Below are 1235 nucleotides of genomic sequence, written 5' to 3'. Positions count from 1 at the left end.
GTAACAACTAACCATTCCAACTGGAATATCATCGACTGTAATCAATTGTGAGTCTAAACCCGATAAAAGACGCTGAAATGAAGAGTGTTTAAACTGTTCTAAGGCTGGGTGTGAATATAGAAAATATGGACCATTAAACTTAGTCCACTCGTCATTTGAGATAACCAAGGCATGGATAAACTCCAGCTCATGTTCTCTTGCAGGTCTAATATTTACTTTCATTTCTTACGCGAAACTCCTTGATTCTTTGTAGCAAACTAACGCCGCATTAAGTGGTGAGCAACGCCAATTACCCGACCTAAACCATTGTGACATAAACACTTAAACCGAAGTAAGCCGGAAACGCCATGCGTTGGGAATCCGTCTTAAATGCTTTGTTATGCGCGTTGTTGATTAGCTTGCTACCGCTCTAGTTCAATGTTATTTCGAATGTAAGTAGGAATAGCGAGCTTGTCGTCCAAACTTTCAAACTTGGACTCGGTATTAGCCCCAACAATTTCATTAAGTTCTTCAAAACCAACCCCTATGACTCTCGATGCTGTCATAAGACCATTAATAAATAACTTCTTTTCACGTTTGTGCTGCACTTCACTTGCTGGGATTTCGCAATAATCACTATATTCTTGAGAAATTAAAGCCAACAGCTCTGCTTTCGATTCCATACCTATACCTTTTAATCGAAATATATCGTCACATTATCAATTAGTTAACGAATAAGTTCTAGGGAATAGATCTAACATTTATCTTCGAGCGCATAACGCCGCATTAAGGGGTGAACAACGCCTCCACCCGACCTAAAGTATTGTACCGTAAACACTAAATTTGAAGTAGATACAAAAATGGCAAGCGTTGAGAATCCCTCTTAAATGCTTTGTTATATTGCCCGCACGACAGAACCAAGTTTAGCGCCAAGGTGCTGAATTGGTTACAAATCTACTGGCTTTGAACCCAGATGTAAAATGGATAGTTCGAAACCTAATCATAGACAACAAAACGCACTTGGCTAAGAAGCGAAGTGAGTTGAAATTGGCGTTATTCGATTAGCCAGAATGACAAAGAATTCGAGCGAGAAACCTGACGGCAAAGTGCGCTGAAGCCACAACTTTCAATGAAGTTCCCACATAAAAGAAGCCGCGCAAAATGAACTTGAGCCAGCAAACTTACTAACGAGGAGACTTGCGTGACGTTGCAGCTAATTAGCCGACAAACTTTCTACGTGCGATGGTCATTTTGAT

At 40.3% G+C, this 1235-nt stretch carries 1 protein-coding gene and 1 pseudogene; both read right to left on the bottom strand.

Features of this window, described 5'->3' with window-relative positions:
- Window positions 1–222 (bottom strand): annotated as a pseudogene (locus tag F0249_RS20160) (GNAT family N-acetyltransferase); the annotation flags it as partial.
- Between the two features lie 179 nt (window positions 223–401).
- Window positions 402–662 (bottom strand): hypothetical protein, encoded by a 261-nt coding sequence (locus F0249_RS19945; protein ID WP_171757638.1) that lies wholly within the window; start codon window positions 660–662, stop codon window positions 402–404.
- Window positions 663–1235 lie beyond the last annotated feature (573 nt).

This window comes from Vibrio sp. 03-59-1 (assembly GCF_013114135.1).
GTDB classification, from domain to species: domain Bacteria; phylum Pseudomonadota; class Gammaproteobacteria; order Enterobacterales; family Vibrionaceae; genus Vibrio; species Vibrio cortegadensis.
The sequence above is the reverse complement of the archived record's forward strand: the minus strand, read 5'-3'. Positions and strand labels throughout refer to the sequence as shown.

Bases quoted from the DNA above. Each gene is read 5' to 3' on its own strand.
- F0249_RS19945 (WP_171757638.1), bottom strand. From the start codon at position 662: ATGGAATCGAAAGCAGAGCTGTTGGCTTTAATTTCTCAAGAATATAGT.